This window comes from Pseudoclavibacter sp. 13-3 (genome assembly GCF_021168475.1).
In the GTDB taxonomy this organism is placed as follows: Bacteria; Actinomycetota; Actinomycetes; order Actinomycetales; family Microbacteriaceae; genus Pseudoclavibacter_A.
Window position 1 is genome coordinate 389,059 of sequence record NZ_JAJOZT010000002.1, and the last position, 19,975, is coordinate 409,033.

At 67.2% G+C, this 19,975-nt stretch carries 15 protein-coding genes and 2 pseudogenes; 13 read left to right on the forward strand and 4 right to left on the reverse strand.

Annotated features, from left to right (window positions below; all coding sequences use genetic code 11):
- Positions 1–46 precede the first annotated feature (46 nt).
- The 5 genes from LRX77_RS05205 to LRX77_RS05225 all read left to right on the forward strand — a co-directional run bounded on the left by LRX77_RS05205 (position 47) and on the right by LRX77_RS05225 (position 5,770).
- Positions 47–697 carry an NAD(P)-dependent oxidoreductase gene (locus LRX77_RS05205; RefSeq protein WP_231831859.1) on the forward strand — a complete coding sequence of 217 codons (651 nt, stop codon included), beginning with the start codon at positions 47–49 and terminating at the stop codon, positions 695–697.
- Between the two features lie 194 nt (positions 698–891).
- Positions 892–2,268 (forward strand): aldehyde dehydrogenase family protein, encoded by a 1,377-nt coding sequence (locus tag LRX77_RS05210; protein ID WP_231831860.1) that lies wholly within the window; start codon positions 892–894, stop codon positions 2,266–2,268.
- 222 nt (positions 2,269–2,490) lie between these two features.
- The gene (locus tag LRX77_RS05215) at positions 2,491–3,264 is read left to right on the forward strand and encodes a YceI family protein (RefSeq protein ID WP_231831861.1); all 774 of its coding nucleotides are present in this window, start codon (positions 2,491–2,493) and stop codon (positions 3,262–3,264) included.
- 32 nt (positions 3,265–3,296) lie between these two features.
- The gene (locus LRX77_RS05220) at positions 3,297–4,523 is read left to right on the forward strand and encodes a glycosyltransferase (protein WP_231831862.1); all 1,227 of its coding nucleotides are present in this window, start codon (positions 3,297–3,299) and stop codon (positions 4,521–4,523) included.
- Positions 4,524–4,525: 2 nt separating this feature from the next.
- The gene (locus LRX77_RS05225) at positions 4,526–5,770 is read left to right on the forward strand and encodes a glycosyltransferase (protein ID WP_231831863.1); all 1,245 of its coding nucleotides are present in this window, start codon (positions 4,526–4,528) and stop codon (positions 5,768–5,770) included.
- A gap of 7 nt (positions 5,771–5,777) precedes the next feature.
- Here the strand turns inward: LRX77_RS05225 and LRX77_RS05230 are convergent, their stop codons facing one another.
- A complete protein-coding gene (locus LRX77_RS05230) occupies positions 5,778–6,731 on the reverse strand; it encodes a hypothetical protein (RefSeq protein WP_231831864.1) in 954 nt (317 codons plus the stop codon).
- Between the two features lie 362 nt (positions 6,732–7,093).
- On the opposite strand from LRX77_RS05230, the gene LRX77_RS05235 reads away from it, so the two are divergent.
- The 4 genes and pseudogenes from LRX77_RS05235 to LRX77_RS10585 all read left to right on the forward strand — a co-directional run.
- Complete coding sequence (locus LRX77_RS05235; RefSeq protein WP_231831865.1) at positions 7,094–9,292, forward strand: ATP-dependent Clp protease ATP-binding subunit; 2,199 nt, start codon at positions 7,094–7,096, stop codon at positions 9,290–9,292.
- 352 nt (positions 9,293–9,644) lie between these two features.
- A complete protein-coding gene (locus tag LRX77_RS05240) occupies positions 9,645–11,024 on the forward strand; it encodes a quaternary amine ABC transporter ATP-binding protein (RefSeq protein ID WP_231831866.1) in 1,380 nt (459 codons plus the stop codon).
- Positions 11,024–11,842, forward strand: a pseudogene (locus tag LRX77_RS10580) (ABC transporter permease); the annotation flags it as partial. The gene LRX77_RS05240 and the pseudogene LRX77_RS10580, both read left to right, overlap by 1 nt.
- Before the next feature lie 186 nt (positions 11,843–12,028).
- Positions 12,029–12,802: pseudogene (locus LRX77_RS10585) on the forward strand (glycine betaine ABC transporter substrate-binding protein); the annotation flags it as partial.
- A 44-nt stretch (positions 12,803–12,846) separates the two neighbouring features.
- Here the strand turns inward: LRX77_RS10585 and LRX77_RS05255 are convergent.
- Positions 12,847–13,938, reverse strand: coding sequence for an alpha/beta hydrolase (locus tag LRX77_RS05255; protein WP_231831867.1), 1,092 nt, complete (start codon positions 13,936–13,938; stop codon positions 12,847–12,849).
- Between the two features lie 64 nt (positions 13,939–14,002).
- Here LRX77_RS05255 and lipB point away from each other — a divergent pair, with 64 nt between their 5' ends.
- Genes lipB through LRX77_RS05270 form a run of 3 tightly spaced genes read left to right on the forward strand, consistent with a single transcriptional unit; the run spans position 14,003 to position 16,852 of the window.
- Positions 14,003–14,668: a lipoyl(octanoyl) transferase LipB gene (gene lipB / locus LRX77_RS05260; protein WP_231831868.1), complete on the forward strand. Its 666-nt coding sequence runs from the start codon at positions 14,003–14,005 to the stop codon at positions 14,666–14,668.
- Complete coding sequence (gene lipA, locus LRX77_RS05265; protein ID WP_231831869.1) at positions 14,665–15,909, forward strand: lipoyl synthase; 1,245 nt, start codon at positions 14,665–14,667, stop codon at positions 15,907–15,909. The genes lipB and lipA overlap by 4 nt, the downstream gene beginning before the upstream one ends.
- A gap of 22 nt (positions 15,910–15,931) precedes the next feature.
- Positions 15,932–16,852, forward strand: coding sequence for an AEC family transporter (locus tag LRX77_RS05270; RefSeq protein WP_231831870.1), 921 nt, complete (start codon positions 15,932–15,934; stop codon positions 16,850–16,852).
- Between the two features lie 245 nt (positions 16,853–17,097).
- Here the strand turns inward: LRX77_RS05270 and LRX77_RS05275 are convergent, their stop codons facing one another.
- The gene (locus LRX77_RS05275; protein WP_231831871.1) at positions 17,098–17,874 is read right to left on the reverse strand and encodes an endonuclease domain-containing protein; all 777 of its coding nucleotides are present in this window, start codon (positions 17,872–17,874) and stop codon (positions 17,098–17,100) included.
- A gap of 438 nt (positions 17,875–18,312) precedes the next feature.
- Positions 18,313–19,125: an exodeoxyribonuclease III gene (locus LRX77_RS05280; protein ID WP_231831872.1), complete on the reverse strand. Its 813-nt coding sequence runs from the start codon at positions 19,123–19,125 to the stop codon at positions 18,313–18,315.
- Between the two features lie 202 nt (positions 19,126–19,327).
- Between LRX77_RS05280 and pyrE the strand changes: the two genes are divergently transcribed.
- Positions 19,328–19,891: an orotate phosphoribosyltransferase gene (pyrE, locus tag LRX77_RS05285; RefSeq protein WP_231831873.1), complete on the forward strand. Its 564-nt coding sequence runs from the start codon at positions 19,328–19,330 to the stop codon at positions 19,889–19,891.
- Positions 19,892–19,975 lie beyond the last annotated feature (84 nt).

Below are 19,975 nucleotides of genomic sequence, written 5' to 3' on the forward strand. Positions count from 1 at the left end.
TTCGAATAGTTGAAGAATCAACGAATACTCGACAGGAAGGCTCGTCATGACGACCATCAGCATCTTCGGCGGAACCGGCTACACCGGCGGAAACATCGCGAAGGAGGCCGCGTCGCGCGGCATCAGCGTCATCTCGTACTCTCGCCACCTGCCGGCTGACGATTCGCGCGCGCCGGGCGTCGACTACCGCACCGGATCGATCTTCGACGCGCAGGTGGTGCGCGCAGCTGCTGAGGCGAGCGATGTCGTCGTCGTCGCGCTGCCGGCGCGCGAGATCGACGGGCACAGGCTCATCGAGGCGATTGCCGGCGTGACCTCGGCTGTGGCCGCTGCAGGCAGGCGTCTGGGCGTCGTCGGAGGCGCCGGGTCGCTCAGCGTCTCAGAGGGTGGGCCCAAGGTGCTCGATACTCCTGACTTCCCGGATGCCTTCAGAGAAGAGGCAGGCAACCACGCGAAGATCCTCGATCTGCTGCGCACCGAGCCGAACGACGTCGACTGGTTCTACGTGAGCCCCTCGGGCGAGTACGGCTCGTTCAACCCCGGTGAGCACACCGGCACGTTCCGCCTCGGCGGCGATGTGCTGCTCACCACCGAAGACGGCCGTTCGTTCATCTCGGGTGCCGACTTCGCTCAGGCCTTCGTCGACGAGATCGAGCACTCGACGCACAGCCGCCAGCGCTTCACCGTCGGATACTGATCCAGGCATCGCTCGTCATCGACGGCGGGGTGACCGTATCGGCCGCCCCACCGTCGTGCTCGTGCGCTGTGAGCGTATCCGCTGGAACGCCGCCGGCGGCGGCGATACTCTTTTGCTGGGAATCCACGGCCACGGTCGCATGAGCACCCGCACGCCGCGTCACCTGTTCAGAGAAGAAGAGAGGCCCATCAGACATGTCCATCGCAACCGTCAACCCCACCACGGGTGCCGTCGAGAAGTCGTTTGACGAGATCGACGATGCCGAGCTCGAGCGCCGCCTGCAGGTCTCGCACGACGCCTGGCTCGCTCACCGCAAGACGACGTTCGCCGAGCGCTCGGCGTTCCTGCAGAAGGCTGCCGACCTGCTCGACGCCGACGCAGAGACGCTCGGCCGCACCATCACCATCGAGATGGGCAAGCCGCTGGCGCAGGCCGTCGGCGAGGTGCACAAGTCGGCCAAGGCCCTGCGCTTCTATGCCGAGAGGGCCGAGGGCTTCCTCGCTCCCGAACCTCTGGCCGACCCGTCAGTCGTCGACGCCAAGCAGGCGTTCTCGGTCTTCCAGCCGATCGGCCCGGTGCTCGCGGTGATGCCGTGGAACTACCCGGTCTGGCAGGTCATCCGATTCGCCGCTCCCGCCATCATGGCCGGCAACGTCGGGCTGTTGAAGCACGCGTCGAACGTTCCGCAGACCGCGGTCTATCTCGAACAGCTCTTTCTGCGCGCCGGCCTGCCCGAGGGCGTCTTCCAGACGCTGCTGATCGGCGCACGCCGCGTCGAGAAGGTCATTCGCGATTCCCGTGTCGCCGCCGTCACGCTGACCGGCAGCGAGCCTGCGGGCCGCTCGGTCGCCGCCATCGCCAGCGACGAGGTCAAGAAGAGCGTGCTCGAGCTCGGCGGCTCGGATCCCTTCGTGGTGCTGCCCTCGGCAGACCTCGACCAGGCGGTCGCGACCGCAGTGACCGCACGCGTGTCGAACAACGGTCAGGCCTGCATCAATGCGAAGCGCTTCATCGTGCACGCCGACGTCTACAGCGAGTTCCTCGAGAAGTTCGTCGACGCGTTCTCGAAGCTGCGCCTGGGCGACCCGCTCGACGCCGGCACCGACATCGGGCCGGTCTCGACCGCGCAGGGTCGCGCCGATCTGGTCGACCTGATCGAAGACGCCAAAGAGAACGGCGCGAGCGTGCTCGTCGGCGGCAGTGTTCCCGAGGGCGACGGCTGGTTCGTCGAGCCCACCGTGATCACCGGCCTCACCACCAAGGCTCGCCTGTTCTACGAAGAGGCGTTCGGCCCAGTGGCATCGGTCTACAAGGTCTCGAGCCTCGATGAGGCGATCGAGCTGGCGAACGACACGCCGTTCGGCCTGGGGTCGGCCGCCTGGACCAACGACGAGGCCGAGCAGCAGCGTCTGATCACCGAGCTCGATGCGGGCAGCGTGGTGATCAACAGCTCGACGATCTCATACCAGGAGCTGCCCTTCGGCGGCACGAAGCGCTCGGGGTACGGCCGCGAGCTCGCCGCAGAGGGCATCCGCGAGTTCACGAACCTGAAGTCGGTTCGCGTCTGCTGATCCGAGCAGACCGCAGTCGTTCGCCCCGCGGCGTCGGCATCACCTCGATGCCGGTGCCGCGGGGCGTTCTCCGTCTCGGGCCGAGGCCCGCTCCCGCTGCCCCAGGTCACAGTGGCAGCACAGCCTGCCACTCTAATGTTGCAGATACAAGCAATATGCACGAGTGACCTGAGACGAGAGAGCAGCGATCGGGCTGCGGCCCCCAACGCAAAGGAGCACACGATGCCCGCAACTCCCACACCCAAGTCGAACCCGTTGTCAGACGAAGCCCGAGACGCGGCAGCCGGGGCCTCACCGAAGTCGCCCCGCCCGCGCCGTCGTCGCGGCTGGATCTGGGCGCTCACGACAGTCGTCGTGCTCGCCGCCGCCGCCCTCATCTGGGGGCCGTCGGTCTACCGGGCGGCCTTCGTCGCGCCGGCGGCGGAGAACCCGATCGACGAGCTGCAGACCGAGTCGACGGGGCAGCCGTCACCGATGACGGCGGGGCAGTGGTCGGTCAGCTCCGGGTCGTATGCCGGCTATCGCCTCGATGAGGTGCTGCGGGGCGAGAATGTCACGGTGACCGCGCGCACTTCGCAGGTGACGGGCACCGCCACGACCACGTCGACGCAGCTGACCGCCGCGCAGATCAGCGCCGACGTCGGCAGCATCGCGAGCGACGCCGACGGGCGAGACCGGTACTTCCGCACGCAGGCGGTCGACGTGAGCCAGCATCCGACCGCGACGTTCACGCTCACCCAGCCGGTCGACCTCACCGACGAGGCCGGTGCCGCGCGCACGTCGGTGCAGCTGCAGGGCGATCTCGAGATCAACGGGGTGCGGCAGGCGGTGACGGTGGATGCCGCCGTCGCCACCGAGGGCGCCGGCGTGCGGGTCGCCGGGCAGATTCCGATCACGTTCGCCGACTTCGGGGTGGAGGCGCCGAGTCTCGGCTTCGTCGCCGTCGAGGATCACGGATTCGTGGAATTCTCGACCGTGCTGAGCCGGGTCGGCTGATCGCGTCTGCACTCTTCGGTACTCTTGAGGGCGTGACTCAGACGCCCCACGACCCGCCACTTCGCATTCTCCTCGGCTGCGACACCTTCTCACCCGATGTGAACGGGGCGGCGAGATTCACCGAGCGGCTGGCCGCAGGTCTCAAGCAGCGCGGCTACGATGTGCACATCGTCGCCCCGGCCACCAGCCGCCGCACCGCGGGCACGTCGACCGAAGTCATCGAGGGCGTGCCCATGACCGTGCACCGGTGGCCCTCCTGGCGGTGGTACCCGCATGACTGGCTGCGCTTCGTCTGGCCCCTCACGATCAGGCGTCGGGCGCGAGCGCTGCTCGACGAGGTCAGGCCCGACGTCGTGCACTTTCAGTCGTTCATCATCGTGGGTCGCGGGCTGGCCATCGAGGCCCATGCTCGGGGCATCAGGGTGATCGGCACGAACCACTTCATGCCCGAGAACGGTGTCGAGTTCACCGGTCTTCCGGCGAACCTCGACCGCAGGCTCATCGACGCGGTCTGGCGTGAGGCCCGCAAAGTCTTCGCGCTGGCGCAGTTCGTCACGACGCCCACGCAGCGGGCCGCCGACTACCTCGAGCGCTGCACCGGGCTGCGAGACGTGCTGCCGGTCAGCTGCGGCATCCGCGCCAGCGACTACTCGCCCCGACTCGTCACCGCCGATCCGGGCGCCGGCCAGCGGCTGGTCTTCGTCGGCAGGGTCACCGAAGAGAAGCAGATCGACGTGGCACTGCGGGCTCTGGCCGCGCTGCCGCCGCAGCTGCAGGTGAGCTTCGACATCGTCGGCGGCGGCGATCAGCTCGACCGTCTGAAGCGACTCGCGGTGGTGCTGGGCATCAGCGACAACGTGGTGTTCCACGGGCGTGTGACCGACGAGCATCTGCGTCGTGTGCTCTCTGAGGGCAGCGTCTTCGTGATGCCCTCGATCGCCGAGCTGCAGTCGATCGCGACCATGGAGGCCATGGCGTCGGGGCTGCCCGTCGTCGCAGCCGACGCGATGGCGCTGCCGCATCTGGTGCACGACGGCGACAACGGCTATCTCTTTCGCGCCGGCGACGTCGCCGACCTCACGGCCAGGCTCGTCGAGGTGCTGCGGCAGAGTCGGGCAGAGCGGCTGCGCATGCAGAACGCCTCGTTGCAGGGTGTTCGCGTGCACGACATCGATCGCACGCTCGACGTGTTCGAGCAGCTCTATCACGGGCATCGACCTGAGGCGGGGCGGCCGGGCGCGTCGAACGAACCGCGCTGACCATGCATGTGCTCATCGTCACCGACCAGCACGCCGACTCCCTCGGCGGGGCGCAGGTGTCGATCCGACAGCAGCAGGCGGCGCTGACCGAAGCCGGCCATCTCGCCACAGTGGTGGCCCCGCGTCTGCACCGGGCGCATCCCCCGCACGCCGATGACATCGACCTGCCTTCGATGCGCCTCACTCGCGACGGCGAGTACGGCATGTCGTGGCCCGGGCGCCGAACCGACCGGTTTCTGCTGCAGCGTCTCGCCGACCCGCTGCTGCCGCCGGTCGACGTCGTGCATGTGCAGGGCGACTTCTGGGGAGCGCTGATCGGCTATCGCATCGCACGGCTGCTGCATGTGCCGGTGGTGCACACGCTGCACAACGACGTCGATTCCGGCACCCGTGCGGTCACCCCGCTGGCCGGGCCGGTGTTCGTCGCGCTGCGGGCCTGGCGGCGGATGCTGCTGGGAGGGTCGCCGCCCGTGTCGCCCCGAGCTCGAGGTGCGTGGCGATATCTCGCCGAACTCACCGCTGCGGCCCGACTGGTGATCTCGCCCAGCGCGCACTTCGCCAGACGACTGCGCGAGCACGGCGTCGAAGGCGCGATCGTGATGCCGACGGGGGTCGACGACCGGCTGATCGAGCAGGTTCAGGCCCACATGCACGAGCCGGCGGCGGCAGAGGCGGCACCGGGCCGCGCTCCGATTCGACTCGTCTGGCTGGGGCGCATGAGCAGTGAGAAGCGCATCGTCGAGACCGTCGAGGCGTTCGCCGCGAGCGAGCGCGCAGACGCGTCGTCGGCCGAGCTGCACGTCTACGGCCACGGGCTGCTCGAAGCGACGGTGCGGCGACGCATCGACGAACTCGGGGTCAGCGCCCGTGTGCGGCTGCACGGTGCGGTGTCGCACCTCGAGGCGCTGCGCGCGATCTCTCGGTCAGACGCTCTGCTGCAGACCTCGGTCGGGTTCGAGACGCAGGGCATGACGGTGTACGAGGCTGCGACCCTCGGCACCCCGGTGGTGTTCTGCGACCGTTCGATCGCCGACGAGGTCGACGTGCAGCCGCGCTGGGTGGCGGCGGTCGCGACGACGGCAGATCTCACGCAGGCGATCGACGACGCGGTCGCGGCGATCGGTCAGAGCCGGGCCGAGGGTCGCGAACTGCGCGTCGGCGGCATCGACCGCGGGCGGTGGCTGCAGAGCCGGCTCACCGAGCAGATGCTGCGACGCTACCGAGCGCTGGTCGCCGCCGAGCGCTGATCGTCGTTCAGGCGCGGCGGCGGCGGGCGATCACGAAGATCGCCCGGCTGACCAGGGCGATCACCAGGGCGATCACGCCGATGACGGTGGCCAGCGTCTGCAGCGGCATCGACACGCTCGTGAACAGCGGCTGTGCGGCGTCGCCCAGCTGCCGCTGCAGCAGATTCGCCATCACCCAGGCACCGGCTCGAGCGAGTGCGAAGGTCGCCGCACACGCGACCACCAGCCACGTGGCCACGCGACTCAGCGCACGCATCCGCCCGCCGGCAGCCAGCGCGACGCCCGCGACCAGCGCGACCATGACGCCGATGACCAGCGGGGTGGCGTACTGATCGGCGATCGCCACGACGGGCCTGGTCTTCTCGATCGAGCCGGCGGGTCCGATCGACATGCTGATGTCTGCATCGGGCAGCATCGCCGCCAACGGCGCGTTGACCGTGGCGAGCTGGGTGCGCGCCTGATCGACGAGGGGGCCGAGCTGCAGCGTGAACGAGGAGTCAGCGGGGGTGGCCTCGTCGCGCAGTGCGGCGACGTTCTGCTGATGCGATGCGGTGAGCAGTGCGCGCCAGGTCTGCTGCATGGTGTCTGGGGCGAGGGTCGCGTCGATCCCGGTAAGCAGATCTTTCTGAATGGCGTCGCCGATGACGGCCTGTGCTGCGGCCGGCAGATTGAGCCGGGCCTTGATCGTGCTCGTGGCCTTCGTCACGATGGCGTCGCGCACCTGGGAGTCGTTGATCAGATCGGCGTTCTGCGCCACGAATGCGTCGGTGTCGAGCAGGTCGTGCTCGAGCCACCAGCCGCCCATGGCCAGAGGCGAGGCCAGTACGGCGAGTGTCAGCAGCAGGCCTGAGAAGACGCTCGCCCAGCGCGAGCCGGTGCTGCGTCGCGCTCGTGTGGGGGAGTCTTCGGCGTCGCCGACGAGCTCATCGAAGGTGACGGTCTGGGCGCGCTGTCTCGACATGGGGGCCTTTCCGCGTCGACGTGTCGCCGACTGCTCGGCATTGCTCTGGTCGACTGACTGATGCTGTGTTCTCTGCATCACTGTAGCGGTGGCAGGGAGGATGCCGTCGGTGATCTGCACAGCACGGGCGTTGCAGACCGGCTGCCCGGCTGGATGACGTGGCGGCTCGGGCTGCAGAACGGACTCGCATCGACTGTGCGAATGAAAGTTGAGTGGAATAGACTCAAGCTGAGAGATGTTGTGAGAGATGTGAACGTGAGAGTGGGGTCGCGGTGGCAGCCGCAGATCTCACACATGTCTGACTGAGGTTTTACCGCAGGTGCGGACGAGACGACAGGGTTCGCCGCACGAAAGGAGACAGCATGGCACAGCAGCCACAGGGGCAACAGGCCAATCAGCAGGAGGAGAAATCGGCGCTCGAGCAGTACGGCACCGACCTGACCGAGATCGCCAAGAGCGGCAAGCTCGACCCGGTGATCGGTCGTGACGCCGAGATTCGTCGGGTGTCGCAGGTGCTCACCCGTCGCACGAAGAACAACCCGGTGCTCATCGGCGAGCCGGGCGTCGGCAAGACGGCCGTCGTCGAAGGCCTCGCCCAGCGCATCGTGAAGGGGGACGTTCCCGATTCGCTGAAAGACAAGAAGCTCATCTCGCTCGACTTGGGCGCACTCGTCGCCGGTGCGAAGTATCGTGGCGAGTTCGAAGAGCGGCTGAAGAAGGTGCTCGCCGAGATCAAGGCGAGCGAAGGACAGGTCATCACCTTCATCGACGAGATCCACACGCTGGTGGGCGCGGGTGCCGGTGACGGCCAGGACGCCGCCAACATGCTGAAGCCGATGCTGGCTCGCGGTGAGCTGCGCCTGATCGGCGCGACCACGCTGAACGAGTATCGCGAGTACATCGAGAAGGACTCCGCGCTGGAGCGCCGTTTTCAGCAGGTCTATGTGGGTGAGCCCAGCGTCGAAGACACGGTGGCGATCCTCCGTGGGCTGAAAGACACCTACGTGAACTTCCACGGCGTGCGCATCACAGACGGCGCGCTCGTGGCGGCCGCACAGCTGTCGAATCGCTACATCCCGGATCGTCAGCTGCCCGACAAGGCCATCGACCTGATGGACGAGGCGGCGAGTCGGCTCAAGATGGAGCAGGAGTCGTCGCCCGAAGAGATCGACGCGCTGAACCGCGAGCTGGCCCGGCTGAACATCGCCGAGGCCTCGCTGAAGAAAGAGAGTGATGCCGCCAGTCGGGATCGCCTCGCCGACGTGCAGAAGAACAAGGCGAAGGTCGAGCACGATCTCGATGAGATGAAGACGCGCTGGGAGTCGGAGCGCCAGGTCTTCCAGGGGGCGAAAGAGCTGCGCGAGCGCAAGGCCGAACTGGAGCAGAAGCAGGATCGACTGCTGAACGAGCAGCTGGCGAGCGGCAGCAACGACCCCGGCGTCTGGAAGAAGCTGTCTGAGATCGAGAGCAAGCTGCGGGCGATCGAGGGTCAGCTGAAGCAGGCCGAGGAGTCCGAGCAGACGGCCGAGCAGAACGGCGAGCGCATGGTCAGCACGGAGGTGACCGAAGACGACATCGCCGAGGTCGTCGCAGCGTGGACCGGCATTCCCGTCGGCAGGCTGCTGCAGGGTGAGACCGAGAAGCTGCTGCATCTGGAAGACGAGCTGGGCAAGCGCCTGATCGGTCAGAAGGATGCCGTGCATGCGGTCGCCGAAGCGGTGCGCCGCACGCGTGCCGGCATCGCCGATCCGAACCGTCCGACCGGGTCGTTCCTGTTCCTGGGGCCGACCGGCGTGGGCAAGACTGAACTGGCGAAGGCGCTCGCAGAGTTCCTCTTCGACGACGAGCGCGCGATCGTGCGCATCGACATGTCGGAGTACGGCGAGAAGCACACCGTCTCACGTCTGGTCGGTGCGCCTCCGGGCTACGTGGGCTACGAGCAGGGCGGCCAGCTGACCGAGGCCGTGCGGCGGCGTCCCTACTCGGTGGTGCTGCTCGACGAGGTCGAGAAGGCGCATCCCGACGTCTTCGACGTGCTGCTGCAGGTGCTCGACGACGGCCGTCTGACCGACGGCCAGGGTCGCACGGTCGACTTCCGCAACACGATCCTGATTCTGACCTCGAACCTGGGCAGCCAGTTCCTGATCGACGCATCGCTCACCGACGACGTCAAGCGCGAGCGGGTCATGCAGGTCGTGCACCAGACGTTCAAACCGGAGTTCTTGAACCGGCTCGACGACATCGTGCTCTTCGACTCGCTCACCAAAGAGGAGCTCACCAAGATCGTCGACCTCTACATCAAACGGCTCGGCGCGCGGCTGGAATCGCGTCGGCTGCGCCTGGTGGTCTCACCCGAGGCGAAGACCTGGCTGGCCGACACGGGCTACGACCCGGTCTACGGAGCACGCCCGCTGCGTCGTCTGGTGCAGAAGCAGGTCGACGACCAGCTGGCCACGAAGCTGCTGGCCGGCGAGGTGCGTGACGGCCAGAGCGTGCGCGTCACGGTGAAGCCTGACGGAGACGGCCTTGAGATCAACGCCGAGGGTGTCGTCGAGAGCTGACGTGACACCGCTGCGGTGACCGAGCCGTGAGCCGCGGATGCGGGGTCGAGACTGAGTGCTCGGCCCCGCATCTCTTTCACTCGGTAAAATAGCCGCGCCGCACTGGCGTACACTGCTCGGAGCACAACAGAACGCGCGTGATCGTGTCGGGCTCTGCTCCGCGGTCATTCGTATGGTCGTCGGAGGGGCGTGCGAACCGCGCACGTACAGTCTCATTGATCGCCGCCATGAAGGTCAGGCTTGATCCGGTGAGTGTCTCGGGCTCTCGGCGACCCGTTCGCGACACTCGGCACGACGTCTGAGCGCCACGCACCGCAGCGCCAGCCTCAGACGACGTGCCACGGAGGTGAGCATGACGTCTGCAGTGATCGAAGTCGAGCATCTGTACAAGGTGTTCGGCAGAAGACCCCAAGAAGTGATCCGGCGCCTCACAGACGGTGCCGACCGCAGCGAGCTGACCCAGCTCGGCACGGCCGCGGTGATCGATGCGAGCTTCACGGTCGACCGCGGCGAGTTCTTCGTGGTCATGGGCCTCTCCGGCTCGGGCAAGTCCACACTGATCCGCATGCTGAACGGGCTCAACGAGCCGACTGCCGGGTCGGTCAGCATCTTCGGTCACGACCTCGGCGACCTCGACGCCAAAGAGCTGCGGGCATTGCGACGCCGACGCATCTCGATGGTCTTCCAGCACTTCGCCCTGCTGCCCAACCGAACCGTGCTCGAGAACGCCGCGTACGGCCTCGAAGTGCAGGGCGTCGACCCCGCCGAGCGCGCCGAGCGCGCCATGGCGGTGCTCGAACGCGTCGGGCTGCGCGACTGGGTGACCAAGTATCCCGGCGAGCTCTCCGGCGGCATGCAGCAGCGCGTCGGGCTGGCTCGTGCGCTTGCGGCCGACACCGACATCCTGCTCATGGATGAGGCATTCTCGGCGCTCGACCCGCTGATTCGCCGCGAGATGCAGGAGCAGCTGCTCGATCTGCAGGAAGACCTCCAGAAGACCATCGTGTTCATCACGCACGATCTGAACGAGGCGATGTTCCTCGGCGACCGGGTCGCGGTGATGCGCGACGGCCGCATCGTGCAGAGCGGCACGCCTGAAGACATCCTCACCGACCCGGCGAACGACTACGTCGCCCAGTTCGTGCAAGACGTCGACCGGGCCCGCGTGCTCACGGCGCGCAGCGTGATGGAGCCCATCCTCGGTCAGGTGCAGGTCAGCTCCGGCCCCCGCACCGCGCTGCGTCTGATGCGCGAGCAGCAGATTCCCTTCGCGTTTGTGCTCGACCGCGGTCGCAAATACCGCGGCGTGGTCTCTGACCGCGACGTGACGCGCCTGATCAAAGACGGTGTCAGCGACCTCGGCTCGGTCGTGCAGCCCTCGATCACGGTCGGCCCCGACGAGCTGCTGGCCGACCTGGTGCGCCCGTCGGTCATCTCGAAGATTCCGCTCGGCGTCGTCGACGACCACGGCCGTCTGCTGGGCGGCATCCCGCGTGCGACGCTGCTGGCCTCGCTGGGCAGCGTGCCTTCGACGACGCAGGCGATTGACGTGATCACCCCGAAGGTGCGCGCGCTCGCCGAGGGCGACACCCTGACCGAGCAGGCGCACGCGGTGCTACAGGATGCCATCGGCGGCGAGACGCCCGCATCGGTGTCGATCGGCACCGGCGCGACGGCAGATGCCATGGTCGCGCCGGAAGCACCGGCTGACGACCGAGAGCGGGCCAACTGATGGATCCCATCGTGCGCATCCCGCTCGGCGACTGGGTCGCCGGATTCATCTCATGGATCACCGACGTGCTCGGCTGGTTCTTCACCGGTCTCGGCACCGGATTCGGCGGTGTCTACGACGGCCTCGCCTGGCTGCTCGTCACCCCGCCGTTCTGGGTGGTGATCATGCTGCTCAGCGCGTTGGCCACCTGGGTCGCGACCTGGCGCCTCGGACTCTTCTCGCTGGTCGGCCTCACCCTCGTCTACACGCTGAACCAGTGGTCGAACGCCATGGACACGCTCGCGCTCGTGATCGTCGCGAGCCTGATCGCCGTCATCATCGCAGTGCCGTTGGGCATTCTGGCGGCGAAGTCGCAGACCGCCTCGAAGGTCATCCGACCCGTGCTCGACTTCATGCAGACGATGCCGGCCTTCGTCTATCTGATCCCGGCGATCATCCTCTTCTCGGTCGGCGTGGTGCCGGGCATCGTCGCCGCCATCATTTTCTCGCTCGCACCTGGTGTGCGCCTCACCGAGCTCGGCATCCGCGGCGTCGACCCCGAGGTCGTCGAGGCGGGCCGGTCGTTCGGGGCGTCCCCCTGGCGCATCCTCAAACAGATCCAGCTGCCGCTCGCGCTGCCGTCGATCATGGCCGGCGTGAATCAGGTGATCATGCTCAGCCTGTCGATGGTCGTCATCGCGGCCATGGTGGGCGCCGACGGACTCGGCAGTCCGGTGGTGCAGAGCCTGAGCCGCATCGACGTGGCGCTCGGCTTCGAGGCGGGGCTCTCAGTCGTGATCCTGGCCGTCTATCTCGACCGTGTGACCTCGGCCATGGGTCGTCGGGTCTCGACGTCGGCACAGCCGGTGTCGGCGGATGCCGCGGCGGGGGAGCCGACCGCGTCGCCTGCCAGTCGCACGCGTCGCAACGCGCTCATCGCGCTCGGGGGAGTCGTGGTGCTGGTGCTCGCGAGCATCTTCAACGGTGGTCTCGCCGGGATCGGCTCGACGCAGAAGACTGTGCGCATCGCGGTCATGAACGGCTGGGACGAGGGCATCGCCGCATCCTGGCTGTGGAAGCAGGAGCTCGAGGGCAAAGGGTACACGGTGCAGCTGACCAACGTCGACCCGGCCGCCGCCTACACCGGTGTTGCGCAGGGCAACTTCGACCTGGTGCTCGACACCTGGCTGCCAGAGACGCACCGCGACTACATCGAGCAGTACGGTGACAAGATGATCGATCTGGGTGTCTGGAACGACGAGGCCAAGCTGACCATCGCCGTCAACGAGGATGCCCCGATCACCTCGCTCGCTGAACTGGCGGCGAACGCCGACGCGTTCGACAACCGCCTGATCGGCATCGAACCTGGCGCCGGGCTCACCCGCATCACCAAAGATGCGGTGATCCCGCAGTACGGTCTGCAGAGCATGGACTACACGACCTCGTCGACGACCGCGATGCTGACCGAGCTGAAGAACGCCACCAGTCATGGGCAGAACATCGTGGTCACCCTGTGGAAGCCGCATTGGGCCTACGACGCGTTCCCGGTGCGCGATCTCGAAGACCCGCTTGGTGCGCTCGGACAGGCAGAGCAGATCCACAGCTTCGCCCGGGCCGGTCTCGAAGACGACGACCCCGAGCTGGTGGGCTGGCTGCGCAACTTCCGCATGGATACCGCGACGCTGGCCTCGCTCGAGAACGCGCTGTTCAACAGCGGAGTCGACGGCAACGACTACACGCGGCCGCTGCGCGAGTGGTCAGACGAGCACAGCGACTACGTCGACGGGCTCACGCTGTGAGCGAGACGCACTCGGTCTGCTGATCGGGGTCGGCCGGCGGCACTTCACCGCAGATAGCCGCCGGCCCAGCGCTCGATCGCGGCGAACGCGGTCTGCCGCACTCGCGGCCGCGAGAGAAAGATGTCGTGCAGGGCGTCTTCGATGCGCACGACCGTGACCTCCGGGCCCAGACCGAGCGCCCGTTCGGCCACGTCGCGCACGTTGAGCACGCTGTCGGTGCGCAGCATGGCGTCATTCCAGCTGGTCGACAGCGTGCTCTGCGCCGAGGTCATGGTGAGAATGGGGCTGCGCACGTCGAGCCCGGCGGCGACGCGCGCGTGACCGGCGAGCACGGCCGACAGCCAGATCGCCGGCATGTCACTGCCTCGGGGCAGCCGCCACTGCTCGTCGAACGTCCACTCGCCCTGCGCCCGGGCGCTCACCGAACGGTTGTAGAACCCGAGGTCGATCGACGGCAGCGTGTTGTGCGGGTCGACCCGCGACTGCAGCTCGAGCATCGGCGCGATGACCTGCCGTCCGATCGCCTTCGTCTGCAGCTCCAGCCACGGGCTGTTCAGCAGCAGCGCGTCGGCGCGGCCAGGGTGCCGATCGGCCCAGAGGCTGAAGATCAGCCCGCCGGTCGAATGCCCGAGCAGCGCCAGTCGACGCCTGGGCTCGGGCCGGCTGCGAGCGGGGGAGAGCAGGCTCGTGATCTCTTCGATCGGGCGCTTGGCCGGCCGCGGGTCGAATGTGTCGTCGGCCATCGCATCGAGCGCTGCGGCGATGTCATAGTCGTACTCGTTCAGATTCGAGATCAGCCCGTGCGTCTGCCCGGGGCGGATGCTGCGGCCGTACTTGCGCAGATCGAGCGCGAAGAAGCGCGCCCCGCGCTCGGTGAACCAGCGAGCGACGTGGGGGTGAAAGAAGTAGTCGTTCCAGCCGTGCACAGAGAGGACGTCCCAGCCGGCGAAGACCCGCTCGCCGATGGTCTGATGCCCGAGATGCGGGCTGCGGGCGGCATCCCTCGGGCGGTGCCTGACCAGCGTGGCGAACACGTCGCCCTCGGCGTCGACGCCCAACGGCAGAGTGCGCTGCTCGAAGTCTTCGCCGAGCACGTCCGGGTGCCAGCGGCCGTCTGGCGGTGTGAAGGTCTGCATGTCACACATTATGGCTGAGCCGTCGGTGTCATCTCGTGTCACCGAGATGGGATAGTGTGACTGTGTGAACGTCAGCACTGCCACCGGGATCCCCATCAAGGTGGTCGGGCTCGCCCCCGACCTCGTCGACTACCGCGAGGCTCTCGACCTGCAGGAGCGCACCGAGGCCGCAGTGAAGGCCGGCGAGAGCCTGGGCGACGTCTTTCTGCTCGAGCACCCGGCCGTCTACACCGCGGGCCGTCGTGCCGACCCCGCAGACTATCCCGTCGACGGCACCCCGGTCGTGCCGATCAATCGCGGCGGCAAGGTGACTTGGCACGGGCCGGGCCAGCTGATCGGCTACCCCGTCTTCGAACTGCGCGAGCACCTGCGACTGGTGCCCTATGTGCGGTCGGTCGAGCAGGCGCTCATCGACTCGCTGGCCGAGATCGGCGTCGAGGGCTTTCGCGTCGAAGGTCGTTCAGGGGTCTGGGTCAACACCGGTCTGCCGACCGACGAGAAGATCGCACAGATCGGCATCCACGCCTCGCGCGGCGTGACGACGCACGGCTTCTCGCTGAACTGCAGCACCGACAACTCCGTCTTCCACACCTTCGTGCCCTGCGGCATCACCGATGCAGGCGTGACCAGCATCTCGCAGGTGCTCGGTCGCACGGTGACACCCGCCGATATGGTGCCGATCGTCACGCCCCATCTTGAGAAGCTCATCGAGGAGGTCGCCGTCTCATGACTCAGCCCGTTCCCGATCACGTCGCCCGCCTGCTTGCCACCCGTGTCGAGACCGATCCGGGTGCGGCGGCGTCGCACGCTGCCGGCTGTGGCTGCGGCTCGCATGACTCCGGCGTCGACGCGTCCCACGCCGCTGGCGGCTGCGGATGCGGCTCTCACGGTGCCAGCTCATCCGCCGGCCCGGCCCAGCTCGGCATGCCGACCATGCCCGCTCGCACGGCGGGGCCGTCACGCGGCAATCTGCGCAACCTCAGACAAGACGTCGAGCGCAAGCTGCGCCGCGTCGAGCGCCGCAACGCCGAGACGCCCATCGAGAAGAAGCCCTCGTGGATCAAGACGCGAGCGCATCTGGGGCCGGAGTACCAGCAGCTGCACGGGCTGGTGAAGAACGAGGGCCTGCACACGGTCTGCCAGGAGGCCGGCTGCCCGAACATCTTCGAATGCTGGGAAGACCGCGAGGCGACGTTCCTCATCGGCGGCGCGATCTGCACCCGGCGCTGTGACTTCTGCGACATCATGTCGGGCAGGCCCGAGCCGCTCGACATGGACGAGCCGCGTCGTGTCGGCGAGTCGGTCGCCCGCATGGAGCTGCGCTACGCCACCATCACGGGTGTCACCCGCGACGACCTGCCCGACGACGGTGCCTGGCTGTATGCCGAGACCATTCGTCAGATTCACGAACAGAACCCGGGCACCGGTGTCGAGGTGCTCGCCGACGATCTGAGCGGCAAGCCCGAGCGGCTGCAGCTCGTGTTCGACGCGCGGCCCGAGGTGTTTGCACACAACCTCGAGACGGTGCCGCGCATCTTCAAGCGCATCCGTCCGGCGTTCCGCTATGAGCGGTCGCTCGACGTGCTCACGCAGGCGCGTGCCGCGGGCATGATCACGAAGTCGAATCTGATTCTCGGCATGGGCGAGACCCGTGCAGAGATCTCACAGGCGATGCGCGATCTGCACGAGGCCGGATGCGACATCCTGACCATCACGCAGTACCTGCGGCCGTCGAAGCTGCACCATCCGATCGACCGCTGGGTCAAGCCGCAGGAGTTCGTCGAGCTCAAGGCCGAGGCCGAGCAGATCGGCTTTCCCGGTGTGCTCTCGGGGCCGTTGGTGCGTTCGTCGTACCGGGCCGGTCGGCTGTGGGCGCAGACCATGCGCAAGCGAGGCCGTGCCATTCCCGCGCACCTGCAGCATCTCGCAGACAAGGCAGATCAGCCGGGCGCATTCCGGCAGGCCGTCTGATCATGCGCGAGAGACCCACCGCATGAGCGGGGTGCTGGTCGGCTTCGGCGTCATCACGATCATCATTCTGGTCGGCTTCGGGCTGGGGCGCGGCGGGGTGCTCGGGCCTGAGGCACGGCCGGTGCTCTCGAAGCTGATCTTCTATGTGGCGCAGCCGTGTCTGCTGTTCAGCCTCATCGTCAAGACGCAGCCGCAGGATCTGCTCACCCCAGCGCTGGGCGTGCAGGTGATCTCGGTCGCCGTGGCGATCGTGTTCTATCTCGCCGTGGTCGTGCCGATCTGGCGGCCCAAAGGCGGTGAGGCGGTGATCGGTGTGATGTCGGCGTCATACGTGAACATCGGCAACCTCGGTATTCCGATCGCGGTCTATGCGCTCGGCGACTCGTCGCAGATCGCCCCGATCATGCTCTTTCAGATGGCGCTCTACACACCGATCGCGATGATCTGCCTCGACGTCGCCACCGGCGGAGGAGCCGGCCTGTGGCCCACCCTGAAGCACGTGCTGCTGAACCCGGTGCTGATCGCGAGCGTCGTGGCCATCGCGGTCGTGGTGAGCGGCATGTCTGTTCCCGATGTGATCTACGAGCCCATTCATCTGATCGCGGGCATCTCGGTGCCGACGATGCTGATCAACTTCGGCATGTCGCTGGCGGCGAAGCGCCCGTTCTCGGCGGGCAGCCCGATCGGGCGCATCTCTGTGGCCGTGCTGGTCAAGAGCTTCGTGCAGCCGGCAATCGGCTGGGTGCTCGCCGTGCACCTCTTCGGGCTGTCGGGGCACGCGCTGATGGTGGCCGTGGTGATGGCGGCACTGCCGACAGCGCAGAACACCTACAACTATGCGACGACGTACGGCGTCGGGCAGACTCTCGCCCGCGATACCGCGTTCACCAGCACGCTGATCTCGGTGCCCGTCGTCGCCGGCATCGTCGCGCTGCTGTACTAGCCGCTGGCCTGCTGCTGCCAGCAGCCCACCCAGCCCTCGGCAGCAACCAGTCGCCCAGCCCCAGCCCAGCCCCGCCTCAGCTCGCCGCCGCCCAGTCCCTGCCCCAGCCCCGCCTCAGCTCGCCGCCGCTCAGCACAGCGGCCCGGTCCGCAAATTTTCGCGCGGCCCACCGAATATGCGCAGTACTGCACGTCTTCTGCGCGATATGAGAGAGTGCCGCGAAGATTTGATGGTCGTGTCTGCGGTCATCGCAGAAGCTGAAGAATCTCGGCGTACACCCGGGGCCACTGCTCCATGATCTGCCAGTAGCTGAACCGCACCACGCGATAGCCCGCTGCCCGAATATCTGCTTCTTTGGCGCGGTCACGTGCCGTGCGGTGATGCCCGTCATGGGTGCCGCCATCGACTTCAATCGCGAGAATGCCGTCGACGACGATATCGATGCGCTGGCCATGGGCGATCGGCACCTGCGTCTCGACGCGGTGGCCTGACTGCTGCAGGCGCACTCTCGTGACACTCTCCAGCCCCGACTCGGCAGCGGCATCCGCATAGCGCAGGACGCGCCGACCCAAAGGTGAGCGCGCGAGCTCGGCGAAGATCTCTGTCGAGGTCAGCGACAGGCCGCGGCGGGAGCCGACTGCGGGCACACTCCCCGCGCAGCGCAGAAGCGAGTCGACGACTGCCGTTGCCTGGTCGAGCGGCTGGTCGGCCAGGCCGTGTCGAACCGCGGTACGTGGCGGAACCACACCGAAGCGTGTCTGCTCAGCATCCACCTCAGGTCTGCGGTGTGACTTCCAACTGTGGGCATGAGTGGTCTGCAGCGCAGCCAGATGGCGCGGTGCTCCCGGTGGCAGCCAGATTGCCTCGTCGATGAGTTTGAGCCGATGGAGCCCGCTGAGCACGCCGCCTGCCTGAACAGCACTCAGCACGAGGGGCTCTGCCGCGGGCTCGGCGTACCAGCCGTGACGGACTCGGCCGAGCGCGCCCTCGACGACGAGGCCTCGCAGTTCCCAGGGAGACATTCCTGCCCGCAGCAGCACGGTCGTGCGGCACACGCCGTATGGAGAGAACCTGTAGTGGTGCATGACCATGATCGTGGCAGCACACGGATGCTCAGGTCTGTGCCTGAGAGGCATGTGCACAGATCAGGAGGCCATGCGCGTCTGTGCTGAGTCGGCTTGGGCGGAATCTGCTTGGGCTGGCGTGGGTGAAGCTGCTCGCACCGGGTCTGCTTGCACTGAGTCTGCGTCGGGTGGTTAGGCCTGCGGCAAACATCGTTGTATCGACCTTTCACATGCCGGCCTCATGCGGGGATTCATCGTGTCAGCCGTAGAGGGGCCCAGCGCTTCAGACGGTCTTGGCTCCCGAACTCCCGCAGGAACAACGAATACTCCGCGCCAACGGGCACATTCTGAGCAGATTTGAAGAGTGGCGCGAAGATACGGTGGCTGGGGCGCTGCTCAGAACGCCATCGGTCGATCGTCGTCGAAGCCGCCCGGCACGTCGATGTCGACAACGACAGGCACATGGTCGCTGGGCTGCACTCCCTCACGCGCCCCGCGGTCGATGAACGCGCTCTCGACGCTCTGCGCGAAGGCCGGCGACCCCATCACGAAGTCGATGCGCATGCCCTCGTCGCGAATGAAGCGCAGCTGCTGGTAATCCCAGTAGGTGTAGCCCGGAGCATACGGCCTCACCACGTCCGAGAAGCCTGCCCGCTCGAATGATGCGAAGGCGTCGCGCTCCGGCTGCGAGACATGGGTCTTGCCGGCGAACGCAGAGACGTCCCAGACGTCGGCGTCTGTCGGTGCGATGTTCCAGTCGCCGACCAGGGCGATGCGGGCGTCAGGGTCGTCGGCCAGCCAGCCCACGGCATCCGCGTGCAGCTGGCGCAGCCACGCGAGCTTGTAGGCGTAGTGCGGGTCGTCGAGTTCGCGGCCGTTCGGCACGTAGAGGCTCCAGACGCGCACTCCGTCGAAGGATGCGCCGATCGCTCTGGCCTCGACCGTGTCGCGAAACGGCGGCTGACCGGCAAAATCGCGCACGACGTCTTCGGCAGGCATGCGGCTGACCAGCGCCACGCCGTTCCACTGGTTGAGGCCGTGCATGTGCACCTCGTAGCCGAGCTCTTCGAAGCGGCCGAATGGGAACTGCGGCTCGCGGCACTTGATCTCCTGCAGCGCGAGCACGTCGACGTCGTTCTCGTCGAGCCATTCGACGACCCGATCGATGCGGGCCCTGATCGAGTTCACGTTCCACGTTGCGATGCGCACGGGGCCACTTTATCAACGTTCGGGGGATGCCCCGCTCATGTCGGTCTGGTGCGGTGCGCGCCGGCCGGGTGGCTGAGGCGACGTCGCACTGGCGTGCAGGAGGCCAGACCCGCTGCGCGCAGAGTGGAGGATCCGCTGGCCGGTGCGCGACCCGGTGCCTGCGATGCCGGAGCCAGGCGCCGCAGGCACGTAGAATGGCGGCATGACTTCTGCGCCAGCAATCGACGACGTCCGCCGTCAGCTCATCTCGTACATCAATTCCGATGCGGTGTTCCACGGTGACTTCACCCTGGTCAGCGGAAAGCACGCGACCTACTACGTCGACATGCGCAAAGTGAGCCTGGACTACCGGGTGTCGCCGCTGATCGGTCAGGTCATGGTCGATCTGATCAGAGATGTGCCCGACATCTATGCGGTCGGCGGGCTGACCCTCGGCGCCGATCCCATCGCCACCTCTATCCTGCATCAGGGCGTCGCAGCGGGGCAGCAGTATCACGCCTTCGTGGTGCGCAAAGAGCCCAAAGACCATGGTCGCGGCCGTCAGGTCGAGGGCCCTGACCTCAAAGGGCAGCGCGTGATCGTGGTCGAAGACACCTCGACCACCGGGGGGTCGCCGCTCAAGGCGATCGCCGCGCTCAAGAAGGTCGGCGCTGAGATCGCCGCTGTCGCCGTGGTCGTCGACCGGCACACCGGTGCGAAAGAGGCCATCGAGGCCGAGGGCATTCCGTATCTGGCCGCGATCAGCGTCGACGAGCTCGACGTCTGAGCTCGTGGTCGCGCTCCGTCGCCTGCTGCAGCGCCAGAGGCGGCGTCTGACTCGAGGTCTGTGCGCCACCAGCTGAACAGCCGC